Below are 19,537 nucleotides of genomic sequence, written 5' to 3' on the forward strand. Positions count from 1 at the left end.
GAGCGCTTTCCTTCTACATGCTTCGCAATGTTGAAGGCAAAGCTTTAGCTCATATTAAATTACACTGGGGAATATCTGTAAATAGAACTTTTTCTTCATTTTCTTTAGAAATTATAAGAAAGAAACAGAATCTATATAAGTATTAGGGTAATAACTAGTTTCATGATTCGACTTCTTTAAACTAAAGTTTACATTTCAATATAAATCGTATCCAAAAGACTCAACTTTCAGCAGAATATCTCTTTTCTACATCCACATATATCGCATGAAATCTAATCAGATTGTGTATCAGAATCGTACTTACACAAAAAAATAATACCTTTATATTATAACATCCCAGATAAATTATTTATCAAAGCAGAGTATTTTTAATAAACTTAAAGTAACTGCCATTATATTTGCAGAATTAGTCAATGTAATCGTTCGTATTCATTGAATTTATGAATTTCAGAAACCTGAATAATTCTTTAACATTTCATCGTGATATCACCGGTTTATAGGTTTGTTGTATCCCTTTTTTAATATATTAAATCTATTCTTTAGATAACATTCTTTATAGTTCTATCAGTACATTTTTAGTGATTATGAGAGAATGAAAGAGCGCATACAGGATTCTCAGAATCTGTATGCACTCTTTCTATCATTTTATTTAATCACTATAGAACCAACCGGAATTACTCTCAATATGTCGGGGAAACCACATCGAAATATTCATCCAAGGTCTTACCACTCTTTCTGATCTCCTCCGCCAGTTCCACGCCGACATACCGGAAATGCCAGGGTTCGTACTTGATTCCCGTGACAGGCAGCTTCTTATCGGGGTATCTTAGTATAAATCCGAATCTGTGCGCATTTTCTCTTAACCAGATTCCTTCGGTCGTTCTACCAAAGGAGGAACTGGTCCACATGGAAGAATCTCTTCCACCGATATCAAAGGAAAGACCTGTCTGATGTTCACTGAAGCCCGGTCTCATGGAATAGGTTTCTGCAACTGCCCTTCCATCTCTTCTCACATATCGATTGAATAATGTGCTCTGATAGGTATAGCTTCTGTATCCGGAATACGCATTCAGCTGAATGCCTATGGAAGAGGCAGCTCTGACCATGCTGTTTAATGCAGTATTCGCATCATGGTTCACTCCGGGTGCAAAGGAAGAAGGAAGTCCATGTCCTTTGTTCACGATGATTGTGCTTCCTGCCGCAGTCACCTGATGCCCTGAGACCTGACTCATGCGCACGTATCCCTTTATCCCCTTATACTCTGTCTCAAGCCAATAACCGTCTCTAACACGGCCGAAAAGAAATACGGACCTGGGAATGCTGCTGAGGATCCTATCACTTCCCGCAGCACTGTAAAGTGCACTTGCTTCAGTCGTATAATAAGCCGTAACTTTTTTCGCCGCCGGAATCAGGTTTTCTCGAAAGGGATTCGTGATCTCATGTTCTGATTTCATTTTCTTCGGCTGAATCAGAACTTCCATAGCTTCTATGATCTGCTCGAATCCGTTGCTTCCGTTGGGTCTGCCGTTACTGCTCCAGCCAAGCCATCCCGCTTCAGGCGTATAGACTCGATAGAGGATGTCATAGTATTTCGCAAGGCTTCCTTTCAGTTCAAACCGTACTGCTTCAATGGCGCCACCTTGTCCAGTTGTACCCGCCACCTGCTTCTCTACTACAGAGCTCTGCCATCCTTCGCCAGATACAAGCGCTGAATAGCTGACCTGAAGCCATGGATTATTCTTCACAGAGGCTGTGAAGCCTTCCATTCTCTTATCCAGGCCTAGGGTGCCCGCAGTACTTCCATCAGACACCACCTTCATCCACCCGAAACTCTGAACATGAGCACCGTATTCGATTCCCACCTGATCAGACACCAGACTCGAACGCTTCTCATCCACTTTGATCTTATTTAAACCTTTGGGCAGAACTTTGATCTCGATGGCCTCAATACGAAGACCCAGTCCTGTAGTTCCTGCCATTTTTCCATTTCCTGTCCATCCCATCCAGCCTATACTCTGCACATGGACACGGTAGTAGACCTCATAGTAGTCACTGCCTTCAAGACGAAGCTTTATGGCTTCCATGGAAAGCCCCATCCCTGTCGTACCGCAAATGGAAGCGGAAGACCGCTCCTCACTCCATCCGATTTTCGAAACATGGGAAGTATGAAGTATTTCAATACCATCTATCGCTTTTTCAAAGTTCAGTGCTTCAAGCCTGAGAGATTCTCCTATGGTTCTTGCGTAAAACTGACTCTCAGGTTTGTTTCTCCAACCAAGCTTCTCCATATGAGCGGTATAGTGAATTTCCTTCTCTTCCAGCAGCAGATTTCTCACGTTATAATCTGCCACCTCCTCTTTCGGCACAAGTTTGATTCTTATGGACTCCATCCTTCTTGCCAATCCCATGGATCCTGTTCGCGCTCCGTTCTTTGCCCAGTCGAGCCATCCAAACCCCTCCACAAAGACGCTGTAGAGAATGTCATACGCTTCCTTGGTCTTCTCATCCATATCGATCCAGATGGCTTCTATACGCTTTGCTTCCCCTGTGGTTCCTGCTATCTCACCAGATCTTCTTTCACCTTGCCATCCCATGCCTTGTACATGAACTCCGTATCTCAATCCGATGTCAGATGAGGTTGCAATTTCTACGGATTCCATTCTAAGCCCACTTTCAGGAAATCCTGAGACTTCGCCTGCCGCCTTAAACCCAATCCATCCTTTGCTCTGCAGATGGGTTCTGTAGGTGAGTCCGATATCGATAGCTTCTTCATCATTCTGCTCTTTCTCACTTGTTTCATCTGGTTCTCCTGGCGCCTCTGACACATCTGAACTGTTCATATCTTTCATGTTTTTTACTTCATCAGGACCCTTCTCATTCTTCAGGTCCTTCTGCTCTTCTGCTTCAGGATTATGCAAAACGTCGTCCATTTCGGAAGAGGCATCTGTCTCCTGAGACTTCGTATTCGCAGGGCTTCCATGAACAATACTGGTACCAGAGAAACATAAATATAGAAATAGAACTAAAATAGCGGTTTTTCTCATAAAAAAACTCCTCTCTATGATTTCATATCTATCTTATTATAAAAAACGTATTTTGTTTATATTTTACAAATAAAAAGTATGATTTCAAGCGAAACCGAGTATATTATTCATTCATTTCATCCATAAAACTGTAAAATAGCATACGTAACCACCCTCTATGCGACTATAGCAGTCCAGTAGTATTAACAGTAAATTGTCTTACTGCATGAAACGAGGCCATGAACTACTCTCAGTTCATGGCCTCGCATATTTTCTAAATTCGTTTTACTTCTGTTTACTTCACTCTGAAATGATCAGAGGTACTGCCTGGAGCAGGTCCGCCTTTTTCTACCAGCCTGATTTCAATGCCTTCCAGTCTGTAGGCAAATCCTGCTGTGCCTGCATCTTCCCCGTTCTTTGCCCAGCCCATCCAGCCTACTTTCTCCGCATGAACTCTATAGTAGATGTCGTAATGGTTGGACACCACTCCACTGAGGCTGATGCGTATGGCCTCTAGCCGCAAGGCTTGGCCTTCCGTTCCGCTCATGGCTCCATCCTTTACAGGATCCAGCCAGCCCAGCTTCTGCACATGGGTACTGTATTCAACCGACCCCGTAGGCAGATGATTCCCCAGAAGGATCTCAATGCCTTCCAGTCTCAGCCTTCTGCCTTCGGTTCCACTCATCTCTCCATCGGAAACAAAATCCTGCCAGCCCACGGACTGCACATGGGTTCTATAGAGGATATCCTTGGGGTCTGTTTTTGACCGGTACGACGCTTCTACTGAAAGATCGGGATTGGTCCCTTTCTCCACCAGCCTGATTTCGATGGCTTCCAGTCTGTAACCAAATCCTGCCGTACCTGCAGCACTTCCGTTCTTCGCCCAGTCCATCCATCCGAATTTTTCTGCATGTACCCTGTAATAGAGATCATATTGACTGCTCTCTTCTCCAGTCAGCTCCATTTTAATGGCTTCCAGTCTCAGCTTTCTGCCTTCCGTTCCACTAAGCGCTCCATCTGACACGTAATCCTGCCATCCGATCCGCTCTATGTGTGTGGAGTACCGGATGCCAAGATCCGAAACCCCATTTGCTGTGATTTCAATAGCCTCCAGTCTCAGCGCTCTTCCTTCTGTTCCGCTCATTTCTCCCTCGGAAACAAAGTCCTGCCATCCAATGGATTGCACGTGGGTTCTATAGAGCAGTCCCGCTTCTTGTCTCTGCAGGATATTTACAGTGAAAGCAGCGGTTTTGCCACCCACATGCACATACACAACCTGATTCTCCACAGGAGCGCTGCTGTCAAATCCGCTGATCTGCTCCATGGTGACCGAAATAACCTTTCTGCTTCCATCAGGTAAAATGCCGTAAACCTCCAGCCCGCTCAGATCAAGAAGGTCTCCCGTATAATACGTCGTATTGGTTGGAACGCTTCCAATCTCTATGCTTGTGTATGCTTCTGTCACTGTTACTGTGGTTCTGGCTCGATGATCCCCATCCACCGTTCTGATCAGAATTTCGGTTGACCCGATTTCTCTCCCCGTAAGTCTTCCATTTTCAAAACCGACAACAGCAGGATTCTGTATTTCAACCACATAGTCCTTGTTCTCTGCATTCAGTGGCGTGAAATCCAGTACAAGGTCCATGGTCTCTCCAGTGTTTAGTTCATAACGGGATTCTCTGAAAGCAACGCCTGTCACCCCAGGACCTCTACTGAGCTCCACACGGATCACTTGTTCCTTTCCTGATAGTCGAGGATCAAAGGACTGGACATATTCCATCTGACTGCCTGAAAGCCTGAATCCGTAGATATTCCCCTTCGTGGGATCTGCGCCATATTCTTTTCTAAGGTCGGAACCATTTCTGTCTACAGAATAGATTCCATCGGGCTGACTGTAGAAAAGCCTCCCCCTCGCAGTCTGAAGCTTCTGAAATGCGCCCGCATAATATCCGCCATTCTGCGCTCTCCAGGAACTAGTAATGGTGCGGATATCCCTAGTTGTGTTGTTTTCAGGAGACCATGCTCTTATTTTCTGATCCTGAGACACATAATAGTACTCATCAAGAATCATTGAAAAAGATGTCCTGACATCTTTCCAGAAGTAGTTGTCGTATTTTGTGCTTGGGGCGCTTACAGGTGAACTCCATCCTCTATGATTGAGTTCTGTGATTCTCCTGTCACTGACCAGGAAATGATCATGGCCTGTATAACCAAGCTGATCCGGCACAGGATCATCCCAGGTCGCATCCACATGATAGTAGACTCCGTCAATCATGACCATATTCCAGCCATGATTCATTTCAGCACTGACAACATACAGCGTTGGAATGTCAAATACATTTTTCATGAGATGCAGATATGCAAGTCCATACCCGTTGCATACTGCCTTATCAAGCACAAGGGCACCATATGCGGTATAGGAGTCTCCAGGTATTGTCCCCGCAAGATAGTTGTCATAATCGTAAGAGATCTGATTCACCAGATAATCATGGACGATAAGGGCGGTTTCGAGGTCGGACATACCAGGTTTCACGATTCCCCTTACTTTTTCCACCTCATTTTCAAACTCTGTGATCCTTCTTTCTCCCTCTGCCTTGGTGTAGCGATATCCTGGATAGATTTTCACCACCATATTATTCACGATGGAGTAACTGACCGAACCCGACAGATAGAAGAGGTCGGGATTTGTATTAATGAATGATTTCCAGAAGCTGCTGAACTCTTCTCTTGGCAGTGAATAGCCGGTGAGACTGATTTCAGACTGGAACATTCTCATGTTGTCCTTGAGATGTTTTTCCAGATTCTCATCTGCAATGGCATCCGCTTCCACATTCCCAGTGAAGGAACCTTCCTGAAAGAGCTCTTCTGTGAGGTTTTCCCTCACCTCTAAAGGTCTCTTCTCTACAGGTCCTATGAGTTCATCTGCAAATACATGTCCACCTCCGTTCTGCATCACAATGCTTATGGATAGGATCAATAGGATCAGTATGCTTGAAATACGCTTCGTCAACTTAGAATACAATACTTTGTCCCCCTTTTATCAAACTGATATTTCCATTTTAGCAACTTATACACCTAATGGGAATTGATATTTCTAAATTCACACATTTCAGTAAGAAGTGTATCTCATCAGCACACAGCTTATAACCACTTATTGATAATGTAGCCTTTCTTCAAAGTCCCAGAGTGATCTAGTGGCGTTATATTAATATTGAACATAGTGTAGAAAAGATAAAGCGATTATAGCTTTATTTCAAACTATAATCGCCTTATTGATATTACATTTTTAAATTATCTGGTTCTGTAATGATCCAGTGTTGATCCAGGTGCATTTGCACCTTTTTCAACCAGCATGATCTCAATGCCTTCCAGTCTGTAGGCATATCCGGATGTGCCGGCGTCTTCGCCGTTCCTGGCCCATCCCATCCATCCGATCTTCTCTGAATGGACTCTGTAATAGATGTCATACTGTCTGGCCATTTCGCCCGTCAGATTGATGCGTATCGCTTCCAGTCTTAGCGCTCTGCCTTCCGTTCCGCTCATGGCACCATCGCTTACAGGATCGGTCCAGCCGATGCTCTGCACATGGGTGCTGTATTCCACAGATCCGGTTGGCAGGTGGTCTCCTAGACTGATTTCAATGCCTTCCAGCCTCAGTTTTCTGCCTTCGGTTCCACTCATTTCTCCATCCGATACAAAGTCCTGCCAGCCTACAGACTGCACATGGGTTCTGTAAGAGATGTTCTCAACAGTATTCTTGTCTCTGTAGGCACTTACATTGACTGGATAAGGGTTTTCCCCCTTCTCCACGATACTGATTTCAATCGCCTCCAGTCGGTAAGCATATCCTGCTGTTCCGGCAGCCTGACCGTTCTTGGCCCAGCCCATCCAGCCGAACTTTTCCGCATGAACACGATAATAGATGTCATATCGGTCCGCATCTGTTCCTGTCAGCTCAATCTTGATGGCTTCCAGTCTCAATGCTCTGCCTTCCGTTCCACTGAGTGCTCCATTCTCGACATAGTTCTGCCATCCGATCTTCTCCACATGCGTAGAGTACTTGATCCCAAGATTTTCATTGCCCTCGGTTCTGATCTCAATGGCTTCCAGTCTTTTAGCCTTTCCTGTTGTTCCGCTCAGCATTCCGTCAGACACGAAATCCTGCCAGCCGTATGACTGCACATGGGTCCTGTATGAAACACTCAGGTTCTCAATAATTTCTACTACAAAGGATGCTGTCTTGCCATCTACTGATACTATGACGATCTGGCCTGTTACAGCTATGCTGCTGTCAAAGCCGGTAATGTTGTCCATAGTGACAGCTTCTATCTTCTTCTCACCATTGTTGTAGGTTCCGGTCACTTCCAGTCCGGTCAGATCCAGTTCTTCTCCTACAAAGTAGCTCAGTTTAGACGGCTGCTTCGTGATCTCGATGGAGTCCAGAAGGATGGTGATGATATCCACTGTGAAGGTGGCTGTCTTGCCATTAACGGTTACTGTAACAACCTGTCCTGTTTCTGCAATGCTGCTGTTGAATCCTGCGACGTTGTCCATAGTGATGGTCTCAACTTTTTTCTCACCATTATTATAGGTTCCAGTCACTTCCAGTCCTGTCAGATCCAATTCTTCCCCTGCGAAGTAGCTGAGTTTTTCTGGCATCTTCGTAATCTCGATGGACTCCAGCACGATAGCTATGATGTCCACTGTGAAGGTGGCTGTCTTGCCATCTACTGTTACTGTAACAACCTGTCCTGCTTCTGCCTGGCTGCTGTTGAATCCTGCGATGTTGTCCATGGTGATGGCTTCAACCTTCTTCTCGCCGTTGTTGTAGGTTCCAGTCACTTCCAGTCCATTCAGATCCAGTTCTTCTCCCACAAAGTAGCTCAGCTTGTCTGGCTGCTTTGTGATTTCGATGGATTCCAGCACGATGGCTATGATATCTACTGTGAAAGTGGCTGTCTTGCCATCTACTGTTACTGTAACAACCTGACCTGTTTCTGCGTTGCTGCTGTCAAAGCCTGTGATGTTCTCCATGGTGATGGTTTCCATTCTCTGTTCACCGTTATTGTAAGTTCCGATCACTTCCAGTCCAGTAAGATCCAATTCTTCTCCTACAAAGTAGTTCAGCTTGACTGACTGCTTCGTGATTTCGATGGATTCCAGCACGATGGCTATGATATCCACTGTGAAGGTGGCTGTCTTGCCGTTAACGGTTACTGTGACGATCTGTCCGGTTTCCGCCTGACTGCTGTTGAATCCGGTGATGTTGTCCATGGTGATCGCTTCAACCTTCTTATCTCCATTGTTGTAGGTTCCGGTCACTTCAATGCCGGTTAGATTCAGTTCCTCACCTACGAAATAGCTCAACGCTTCTGGCTGCTTCATGATCTCGATGGATTCCAGAACGATGGGTATGATATCCACTGTGAAAGTGGCTGTCTTACCATCAATGGTTACTGTAACGACCTGTCCGGCTTCCGCCTGACTGCTGTTGAATCCGGTGATGTTGTCCATCGTGATGGTTTCAACCTTCTTCTCACCATTATTATAGGTTCCAGTCACTTCCAGTCCAGTCAGATTCAGCTCTTCGCCTACAAAGTAGCTCAGCTTGGCTGGCTGCTTCGTGATCTCGATGGATTTCAGAACAATATCCATAATAGACACCATAAAGGTAACTGTCTTCCCCCTCACATTAACAGTAACAATCTGACCTGTTTCTGCTATATCACTTTTAAATCCTGTTATATTCAGCATGCTGATTGACTCAATTTTCTTCTCGCCATTGTTGTAGGTTCCCGTCACTTCCAGTCCAGTCAGATCCAGTTCTTCTCCTACAAAGTAGCTCAACTTAGCCGGCTGCTTTGTGATCTCGATGGAGTCCAGCAGGATCGCTATGATATCCACTGTGAAGGTTGCTGTCTTGCCATCTACTGTTACTGTAACGAGCTGATCTGCCTCAGCGTTGCTGCTGTTGAATCCGGTGATGTTGTCCAAAGTGATGGCTTCAACCACCTTCTCACCATTGTTGTAGGTTCCGGTCACTTCCAGTCCTGTCAGATCCAGTTCTTCACCTACAAAGTAGCTCAACTTAGCTGGCTGCTTCGTGATCTCGATGGAGTCCAGCACGATGGCTGTGATGTCCACTGTGAAGGTGGCGGTCTTTCCGCCGACTGTCACTGTTATCATCTGATCCACTTCAGCGTTTCTGCTATTGAATCCGGTGATGTTGTCCATCGTAATGGTTTCAATTCTTCTCTCACCGTTGTTGTAGGATCCAATGACTTCCAGTCCGGTGAGATCCAGATCTTCACTTTCATAGTAACTCCGCTTTATCGGCGGTTTTGCAATTTCAATTTTTTCCAGCATGACCGGTATGATGTCCACGATGAAGGTCGCCGTTTTTCCATCGACAGTTACCGTTACAATCTGCCCTGCTTCTGCCTGAATGCTGTTGAATCCGGTAATATTTTCCAGTGTGACTGTTTCAATCTTTCTCTCCCCGTTGTTGTAGGTACCTGTGACTTCTAGTCCAGTGAGATCAATCTCCTGTCCTACAACATAGGTTAGCTTATCCGGAATTGATGTAACTTCAATTGATTCCAACTCTTCAGCAATAATATCCACTAGGAAAGTGATAACTTTATCCCCAATAGTTATTGTGACAACCTGCCCCTCAGCAGGAAGACTGCTATTGAAACCGGAAATCTGATCTTCCGTAATGACCATAAACTCTCTAGTTCCATCATCAAATACAGAAACCACTTCAATACCAGTCACATCAATACTCTGGCCTACCACATACTCTGTCTTATCTGGTGGAGATACAAGCACAACCTCAAGAAGCTCCCGCTCATTGGGATTAATCAGCTCATACATCTGAATATGCTCTTTTCCAAAGACATCAATCACTTTCAGTTCCAGAATTTTCTTGGATCCTACGAAATAGTCAGGAATTGAGAAAGTTCCATTATAATTATAGTCAACTTTCTCACCTTCAATGTATAGATCTCCTATGGGTAAAGTGGCTCCTTTTAGAATGGGAAGAACCCTATTTTCACCTACAGTATTATCGCTGTATACTTCAATTGGTATACTCGGTATCGGTTGATCTGTTACTGTAAGTTTCGAAACAGAATGAGTGCCTCCTCTGAAATTCATGGAACCCTGATAAACCGGGGTGGAGTATCCATAATATACTGCATTCGCAAATATTGAATTCACTGTGAGATTTCCATAAGAGACTACCGAACCTAGTATATAGAGGTTTCCGTTCATTTCAACATTGCCATCAATTGTAAGAATTGCATCAGGACCAACATAGATATCTGTATCAATAGTTCTATTCGTCCAAAAAGTATTCTCAGTTATATACATTGCTGTAATCTTATTAGGGAAGATTCCCGCTGGTAGCACTGAAAAATCTGCCGCACTGAAATCATGAGACAAACTATAATAAGCTGTTTGGTTCCCATTGTTATCATATGGTATGATCCATTCAACTTTCCAATCCCCACTTTGTGTATTCTCCGTTACTTCCATCTCGAAGCTGTAATAACCATCTTCATCGGTAGTTTTTATGTATTCGGTCATACTATATCCTGTGAGCACATTTCTGACACTGATACTGACTTGATGTATTCCACTTCCAACATCACTAGCTTTTATTTTTACGCTTACCCAGTCTCCCGGAACCGCTTCTTTCTTATCAACACTTAATGTACTTAAGTCAATCACTGGAGAAGTTATGTCACTTGATTCGTTGATTACCTGGAAATCTGCCGCACTGAAATCATATGAACTACTATAATAAGCTGTCTTATTCCCGTTGTTGTCGTATACAACAATCCAATAAACCTTCCATAACCCACTTTGTGTATTTTCCGTTACTTCCATCCTGAAACTGTAATATCCGTCTTCATCGACAGTTTTTATGTATTCGGTGATGCTGTGATCTGTGAGTGTATTTTTGACACTGATGCTCACCTGATTTATACCAGTTCCAACATCACTTGCTTTTACTCTTACATTGACCATATCTCCAGGAACCGCTGTCTTCTGGCTCACTTCCAATGTACTCAAATCTGCGACTGGTGGGGTTATATCACTTGATTCATTGATGATTTCGAAGTCTGACACACTGAAATCATATGAACTACTATAATAAGCTGTCTTATTCCCGTTATTATCGTATGCAACAATCCAATAAACCTTCCATAAACCACTTTGAGTATTCTCCGTTACCTCCATCCTGAAGCTGTAATATCCATCTTCATCGGCTGTTTTTATGTATTCGGTGATGCTGTAATCTGTGAGTGCATTTTTGACACTGATACTCACCTGATTTATACCAGTTCCAACATCACTCGCTTTTACTCTTACAGTGACCACATCTCCAGGAACCGCTGTCTTCTGGCTCACTTCCAATGTACTCAAATCTGCGACTGGTGCTGTAATATCTGCAGCATCTGGTGTGACAACTTCTCTTGCGTCAACTTCTTCAGCAACAGTTTTCTCAATCTCATCCGCAGATACTTCTCTATATGAATACCCTCCATATAATGCCTGTACCATAATTAAGATTATTAAAATAAATGATACATTTCTCGACCATTTTTTCATATACATGTTTCCCCCTAAATAAGTTGATGAATCTAGTGATTATGATAGTAAACCTAATTGAATTCAGTATATCAACAATGATGGTAGTGAACAACATAATTATGATGTTTCTGAAATATGAAAATCCATTATTCTATATTACTTTTATTAGTATTTCATATGGTGATTTCACCTATGTTGAATTTTGCTATGAAAGACAAATGTCAGATAGTTTTAATGGCAATTGAAAACAGAGAACAGAAACCTTTTTGGCTGATCTGTTCTCTGTTGAATTAGATATATTGCTAATTAAGTATACAGTTTATCAAGCACAGGAGGCTCTATTCCAGACCCAGTCCCTTCTTAACAGCCAATCTGAAATCATCCATACTCTTGTTGTGATATGGGAACCAGTGCGCGACATCCGCGCTGTAGCTTGCTACCCCCAGTTTCCCGCCTTCATTGTGGCTGATGATGTCATTGTGGTCGAAACTGTACATTCTAGCCAGTATTACTGACAGGTTCACTGTCTTATCCCATACATTTCTGAAGAACTCCGCATTTTTCACTGGATCATACCCGATCATTCTGCTGCCGCTGTAGCCATGACCTGCAGGTTCCACCATCTCGATGCCGATATGGGTATCATTGGCCTTTCCACCGGCATGCCATCCTCTGTGATTCCATGGCAGATACTGCCACACTTCCTTGTCATCCACAAAAGCATGTACTGCAGCCTGCCTGTTTATTTCTCCGGCATCATAGGACTTGTTCCACCTGTCGAACCACTGACCTGCCATGACGCCAGGTGATGCAGTGGAGTGCACCATGAGACCTTGAGGTATGATCTGCCTGTCCCTAGTATAGCAGTCGTTGCGGGTCATATATCTTGTCTTGATGTAGGCAGGGATCTTCATGACATAGGATTCTGTAACATCTCCGGAGAAAACCTCCCCTTTGGGAACAAGCTTCACTTCTACAGCTTCAATCTGATAGTTGTAAAAAGCGGTTCCAGCCTTTTCTCCATTTTTAGCCCAGCTCAGCCACCCTAGTCTCTGAACATGCGCTCTGTAGTAGATGTCAAAGACTTCAGCTATATACCCCGAAAGATGCATGGAAACCTCTTCCAGTCTCCTTCCTTCCCCTGACGTTCCCACCAGAGTATCCTCTTCACTTTCCATCCAGCCGAGTCCTTTTACAAAGGCGCCAAGCTCAATACTGCCGGAAGGCATATGTTCCCCTAATGTGAGTCCCAGTGCCTCCAGTCTTAAGCTCCGCCCCATGGTACCGATGATCTCACCGGTATTTTCCGAGTCCACCCAACCCACTTTCTGTATGTGGGCACGATAGGAGAAAGGAGCAGGTTCTGTAGTCGTCTTGAAATAACCTTCTGAAATGATATCAGCTTCAGAATCTTTCGGAAGGAGTTTCAGTTCCATGGCTTCAATACGAAGCCCCAGATGCAGGGTGCCTGCAGCAAATCCGTTTTTCGCCCAGCCCATCCAGCCGAGCTTCTGGACATGAATTCTGTAGTAGATATCATATTTGTCCTTCTGTTCTCCATGAAGTTCAAACTTCACCGATTCCAGGAGATTTGCATTCTTCAAGGTGAGGCCATCACCAGACTTGCCTCTGACCCATCCATCTCCAGTCTTGTACCCCTCAAACTCTATGGTAAGTCCGGAGGAACCAAGCACTGCTGCGTCAAGATCTGTAAGTCCTAGTCTTTCTCCCACCGTGCCACTTGTCTCTTCCTGAAGAAGATACTGCTCTTCGCTATATCCCGAGGATGAGGATTTGTATAGAAGAATCGGATTCCCCTCATTTCTTCTATAGGGCATTCGCATGGATTCAGGCTTACGCTCCTCTTTTCCCACAAGTTTCACTTCTATTGCCTCGATGAAAAGACCAAAAGATTCAGTTCCTGCAGCTTCACCGTTTTTCGCCCAGCCTAGCCATTCAAGGTTCTGGACTTTCACACGGTAGTACACATCATACAGTTCAGAGACTGTACCAGAGAGGGCAATTGAAATGGCTTCCATTCTTTTCCCTTCACCCACTGTTCCACTAAGCAGTCCATCGCTGACTTCTTCCATCCAGCCATAGCTTTGCACATGTGCACTGTAATGAATGCTTCCTTCAGGCAGCTGCTGACCCAAAGAAATCCTCATGCTTTCCATTCTCAGATTATCCAGCGTTCCACCCGTTTCCCCATCATAGGCAGGATCCAGCCAGCCTCTTCTCTGTATATGTGTCTCATAGGACACCAGATGCTCTTTCCCGCTGCCGATATAGGAGATTCCTCCCTGAATTCCCTCAGTATCTCGCTCCGTCACTCTGATTTCCAGGTCCACCACATAGTCCCCTACTGATTCTGAGCCGGCTGCAAAGCCATTTTTCGTCCAGTCCATCCATCCACGCTGTGACATTCTGACCCGGTATAATATATCATACCTGTCCTTATCCTCTCCAGAGAGATAAACCTTCAGGGCTTTGAGTTTATCGTAAGCATCGCTTCCTCCTGCTGCCTCCCCATTTCCTGCATAACTCTGCCATCCCGAATTTTCATAGTAGGCACTATACCTGATGTCCAGTTTCTGATTGGTCGTGAGACCAATTCTCAGATTCATAAAGGGTGAAGAAAGATCTTCCTCGTCGCTTCCTTCTTTCCATTCATTCATATCATTAAGATACTCGTAACCAATCTGGACGATCTCTCCATATACCATATAGGAATCATCATCCTGCCCTGGTGCTGGTTCACCTTTTTCTATCAGCCTGATCTCCATGGCTTCCATCTGATAGCCGAACCCTTCTGTCCCTGCCTTTTCACCATTTTTCGCCCAGCCAAGCCAGCCAACTTTACTTGAGTGCACACGATAATAAAGATCAAAAGCCTCTTTGCCTTCTCCCGTTAGTTCCAAGGAAACTGCTTCAATCGCTCTTCCCTGACCTGTGGTACCATTGACACTTCCGTCTGAACCGTATTCCTGCCATCCCAGACCATTGACGAGCGTCGTATATCGCACACCCAGATCAAGCTCTGATTCTATATTGACCTCGATGGCTTCCACTCTTTTCCTTTCACCTACGGTGCCGCTTACGATTCCATTTTCCACATAGTTCTGCCACCCGATACTTTGCACATGAGTTCTGTAGGTGACTACAGCTTCCTCCAGGACTGGCCTTTCTTCCACTACGGGTGTTTCGTCGTCAACGACTTCGCCAGTATGGACTGTATCACGCTCAGATTTCTCTTCTTCCTCTGGCACAATACCATCCTCCGCCACTTCCAGGTACGGAAACAGTCTCTCTTCAGAAGATATCATGATCGTCTCCTCACCAGTGATCTCATGCTCGTTGGAGAGGAACTGAAACACACTCTCATACACATAGATATTTTCAGATTCTCTGAACTCCTCATTCAGAACACGAAATACATGATCCACGATTTCGTGTTTTTGTCCCAGGTCATTGAAGTCGATGAAATTGAATCTGTATTCTCCGTTTGCATCTGATGAAATGACATCTTCCAGCCTTTCAAACTCATCAGATGGAACATACAAAGAATATTCATCGCCATCTGTCCTGACAGCGTATCTGGATTCCTGGCCTTCCTGAACGGATAAATCCTCAGGTTGCGTCGTTGCACTACTTTTTTCAGTAGTGACACCTAAGCTGAAAGATAAAATGAAACACAATAAAAAGGATATGGCTTTATTCATAAACAGTTTCTCCTCTTGTAATAAATATAGTCGTCAAGTGTTATTTTAACCCATCATATAGTTTTAAAAAAGTTATTCTAATAATTTCACAATCGTATTTTCTGAAAGCTTCACTAATCCATAGCAATTTGAATACTTTCCTCATACGGTTATAGGCATGTACATATGGATTTTTCTAGCGCTAAAAGACCCATGAAACCAATCCACTTTGAATCGAACGTAATGATTCAATTGTATTTTCTAATTCTTTCGCGCAAATAATAGTATCACTTTCCTTTAGAAGCAAAAAGATCCGGTATACCTTTAGTCGCAAGAAATGAACCTGATTTAATCTGGTACTATTATTATGATAAAATTTTATGAAAAAAAGCGATTACAGCATCATTTCTACTGTAATCACTTTTCTTACTTAATTGTTATTAGCTATCTGGTTCTGTAATGATCCAGTGTCGGTCCAGGTGCATTTGCACCTTTTTCAACCAGCATGATCTCAATGCCTTCCAGTCTGTAGGCATATCCGGATGTGCCGGCGTCTTCGCCGTTCCTGGCCCATCCCATCCATCCGATCTTCTCTGAATGGACTCTATAGTAGATATCGTACTGTCTGGATATTTCACCCGTCAGATTGATGCGTATCGCTTCCAGTCTTAGCGCTCTGCCTTCCGTTCCGCTCATGGCACCATCTCTTACAGGATCAGTCCAGCCGATGCTCTGCACATGGGTGCTGTATTCCACAGATCCGCTTGGCAGGTGGTCTCCGAGACTGATTTCAATGCCTTCCAGCCTCAGTTTTTGTCCTTCGGTTCCACTCATTTCTCCATCCGATACAAAGTCCTGCCAGCCTACAGACTGCACATGGGTTCTGTAAGAGATGTTCTCAACAGTATTCTTGTCTCTGTAGGCACTTACATTGACTGGATAAGGATTTTCCCCCTTCTCCACGATACTGATTTCAATCGCCTCCAGTCGGTAAGCATATCCTGCTGTTCCTGCAGCCTGACCGTTCTTGGCCCAGCCCATCCAGCCGAACTTTTCCGCATGAACACGATAATAGATGTCATATCGGTCCGCATCTGTTCCTGTCAGCTCAATCTTGATGGCTTCCAGTCTCAATGCTCTGCCTTCAGTTCCACTGAGTGCTCCATTCTCGACATAGTTCTGCCATCCGATTTTCTCCACATGTGTAGAGTACTTGATCCCAAGATTTTCATTGCCCTCGGTTCTGATCTCAATGGCTTCCAGCCTTTTAGCCTTTCCTGTTGTTCCGCTCAGCATTCCGTCAGACACGAAATCCTGCCAGCCGTATGACTGCACATGGGTCCTGTAGAGAACACTCAGCTTCTCTGCAATATCAACTGCAAAGGATGCTGTCTTGCCATCTACTGTAACTGTAACAACCTGTCCTGCTTCTGCCTGACTGCTGTTAAATCCGGTTAAGTTTCCAATCGTAATGTTCTCAATCATCTTCTCACCATTGTTGTAAGTTCCGGTCACTTCCAGTCCTGTCAGATCCAGTTCTTCTCCTACAAGGTAGCTCAGTTTAGACGGCTTCTTTGTGATCTCGATGGAGTCCAGCAGGATCGCTTGGATGTCCACTGTGAAGGTGGCTGTCTTGCCATCTACTGTTACTGTAACAACCTGTCCTGCTTCTGCCTGACTGCTGTTGAATCCGGTGATGTTATCCATGGTGATGGCTTCAACCTTCTTCTCACCATTATTGTAAACTCCTGTTACTTCCAGTCCAGTCAGATCCAGTTCTTCTCCCACAAAGTAGTTCAGCTTGGCTGGCTGCTTCGTGATCTCGATGGAGTCTAAAAGGATGGCTATGATATCCACTGTGAAGGTGGCAGTCTTGCCATTAACGGTTACTGTAACAACCTGTCCGGCTTCCGCCTGACTGCTGTTGAATCCTGCGATGTTGTCAATAGTGATGGTTTCAACCTTCTTTTTACCATTGTTGTAAGTTCCGATCACTTCCAGTCCAGTCAGATCCAGTTCTTCTCCCACAAAGTAGCTCAAATTAGCAGGATACTTCGTAATCTCGATGGATTCCAGCAGAATCGCTATGATTTCCACTGTGAAGGTTGCTGTTTTTCTATCAACGGATACTGTAACAACCTGTCCTGCTTCTGCATTGCCGCTGTTGAAACCTGCCACGTTTTCCATTGTAATGGTCTCAATCTTCTTCTCACCGTTGTTGTAGGTTCCGATCACTTCCAGTCCAGTCAGATCCAGTTCTTCTCCCACAAAGTAGTTCAGCTTGTCTGGCTGCTTCGTGATCTCGATGGAGTCTAAAAGGATGGCGATGATATCCACCTCGAAGGTAGTCGTCTTTCCGTCCACTGTCACGGTAACCACCTGACCTGTTTCTGCGTTGCTGCTGTCAAAGCCTGTGATGTTCTCCATGGTGATGGTTTCCATTCTCTGTTCACCGTTATTGTAGGTTCCGATCACTTCCAGTCCAGTCAGATCCAACTCTTCTCCCACAAAGTAGTTCAGCTTGGTTGGCTGCTTCGTGATCTCGATGGAGTCTAAAAGGATGGCTATGATGTCCACCGTTAAGGTAGTCGTCTTTCTCTCCACTGTCACGGTAACCACCTGACCTGTTTCTGCGTTACTACTGTCAAAGCCTGTGATGTTCTCCATGGTGATGGTTTCCATTCTCTGTTCACCGTTATTGTAGGTTCCGGTGACTTCCAGTCCTGTCAGATCCAGCTGCTCTCCCACGAAGTAGCTCAGTTTTTCCGGCATCTTCGTGATCTCGATGTACTCCAGCATAATCCCTATGATATCTACTGTGAAAGTGGCTGTCTTATCCTCAACTGTCACTGTGACAATTTGTCCTGTTTCCGCCTTGCTGCTGTCAAAGCCTGTAACGCTCTCCATGGTGATGGTTTCCATTCTCTTCTCACCATTGTTGTAGGTTCCAGTCACTTCCAGTCCAGTTAGATTCAGCTCTTCGCCTACAAAGTAGCTCAACTTGGCTGGCTGCTTCATGATCTCGATGGAGTCCAGCACGATGGCTATGATGTCCACTGCGAAAGTGGCTGTCTTGCCGTTAACCGTTACTGTGACGATCTGTCCGGTTTCCGCCTGACTGCTGCTGAATCCGGTGATGTTATCCATGGTGATGGCTTCAATCTTCTTGTCTCCGTTGTTGTAGGTTCCGGTCACTTCCAGTCCTGTCAGATCCAGTTCTTCTCCCACGAAGTAGCTCAGCTTGGCTGGTTGCTTCGTGATTTCTATGGATTCCAGCACGATGGATATGATATCCACTGTGAAAGCGGCTGTCTTGCCATCAACGGTTACTGTAACGATCTGTCCTGTTTCTTCAATGCTGCTGTCGAATCCGTTGACGTTTTCCATCGTAATTGTCTCAATCTTCTTCTCGCCATTGTTGTAGGTTCCGATCACTTCCAGTCCAGTCAGATCCAATTCTTCTCCCACGAAGTAGCTCAGCTTGGCTGGCTGCTTCGTGATTTCTATGAAATCTAATTCCTTTGGAACAATATTGAATGGGATACTAACTTCATTAGTATAATTATTTATACCTTTTAGTGTCAGCGTAGCCAACCCTATTTCTATATTATCTGATAAAAAATATGTGTAATCCTGATTTAAGTTAAGGACTTTATCCCCATCCTTGATACTATAGATCGGCATGATCTCCGCACCTGTATAAATGTAGTCTGATTTGCTGATATCAATATCAATATTATTTACATCTTTAGGTAAAACTGACACTATACGTTCAATTCTTGAACTATTTCCTGTAGCATCATATACAACATATGCCAAAACATAGTCTCCGATTTGTGAAGTATCAACTGCACCTTCAATATGATATTCGGTGATTATGCCATCGAACTCATCTATTGCATATATACCCTGCTCAACATACTCTTCACCCAAAATAATGTTCATTTTCTCATCACCCAGTAATACAAGATGCGGTGGGGTAACATCCACATAATTCTTTCGTAATACATGATATTTCTCACCATTGGAGTTAGGATTGATAAGAAATAACTGTTCTTGGGTATCTAAAACTTTTGAATAGAAGTCTGACACAATGGCATAATTACTGATGTAAAAATCCAATATCCCATAATTTTCGAAATGTCCTTTCTTCTGATGTATTGCTGCATGATTCTCATTTCTTATGGTTAGGATAGAATCCTTCATGTTGAT

The 19,537-nt window shown here is 44.3% G+C and carries 5 protein-coding genes; all 5 read right to left on the reverse strand.

All coding sequences use genetic code 11. The features are described from left to right. Positions 1 to 680: 680 nt before the first annotated feature. The 5 genes from ACHAL6_RS04125 to ACHAL6_RS04145 all read right to left on the reverse strand — a co-directional run bounded on the left by ACHAL6_RS04125 (position 681) and on the right by ACHAL6_RS04145 (position 19,531). Entirely contained in the window at positions 681 to 3,044 is a 2,364-nt protein-coding gene (locus ACHAL6_RS04125) for a D-alanyl-D-alanine carboxypeptidase family protein (RefSeq protein WP_395268965.1), read from the reverse strand. A 274-nt stretch (positions 3,045 to 3,318) separates the two neighbouring features. Continuing rightward, complete coding sequence (locus ACHAL6_RS04130) at positions 3,319 to 6,045, reverse strand: bacterial Ig-like domain-containing protein (protein WP_395268966.1); 2,727 nt, start codon at positions 6,043 to 6,045, stop codon at positions 3,319 to 3,321. Between the two features lie 269 nt (positions 6,046 to 6,314). Continuing rightward, a complete protein-coding gene (locus ACHAL6_RS04135; protein WP_395268967.1) occupies positions 6,315 to 11,642 on the reverse strand; it encodes a bacterial Ig-like domain-containing protein in 5,328 nt (1,775 codons plus the stop codon). Between the two features lie 320 nt (positions 11,643 to 11,962). Beyond that, positions 11,963 to 15,346, reverse strand: a complete 3,384-nt coding sequence (locus ACHAL6_RS04140) for an N-acetylmuramoyl-L-alanine amidase (RefSeq protein ID WP_395268968.1) — start codon at positions 15,344 to 15,346, stop codon at positions 11,963 to 11,965. Between the two features lie 423 nt (positions 15,347 to 15,769). Further along, on the reverse strand, positions 15,770 to 19,531 hold the full coding sequence (locus ACHAL6_RS04145; RefSeq protein WP_395268980.1) for a bacterial Ig-like domain-containing protein: 3,762 nt from the start codon (positions 19,529 to 19,531) through the stop codon (positions 15,770 to 15,772). Between the last annotated feature and the right edge of the window lie 6 nt (positions 19,532 to 19,537).

The sequence above is a fragment of the Proteiniclasticum sp. C24MP genome (assembly GCF_043951855.1).
Lineage (GTDB): Bacteria > Bacillota > Clostridia > Clostridiales > Clostridiaceae > Proteiniclasticum.